This window comes from Fructilactobacillus sp. X2R5C3, assembly GCF_059901325.1.
Genome location: NZ_JBWXUY010000052.1, coordinates 1 through 243 on the forward strand (window position 1 = coordinate 1; position 243 = coordinate 243).

At 44.9% G+C, this 243-nt stretch carries 1 protein-coding gene; it reads left to right on the forward strand.

Annotation, left to right across the window (positions count from 1 at the left end):
• Positions 1 to 17: 17 nt before the first annotated feature.
• Positions 18 to 161: a YcjX family protein gene (locus AC6UDE_RS07135; RefSeq protein ID WP_500697053.1), complete on the forward strand. Its 144-nt coding sequence runs from the start codon at positions 18 to 20 to the stop codon at positions 159 to 161.
• Positions 162 to 243: the final 82 nt, after the last annotated feature.

The following is a 243-nucleotide window of genomic DNA, read 5'->3' on the forward strand; positions in this document are numbered from 1 at the left end:
CGGGTTTACGCTCGCACATTGCACCACAATCAACATTATACCTTGATATTATTGACTACCCGGGTGAATGGTTGCTCGATTTACCTATGCTTGAGCAAAGCTACCAGCAGTGGTGTGAGCAACAATACGCGTTACTAGTGCAGTCCCCTCGAATTGATTAGGCACAAGATTTTTTATCCGCACTTAATAGCCTTGATTTGAATGCACCTGTCGATGAGCACGCATTGAGTGAACTTGCCAAAC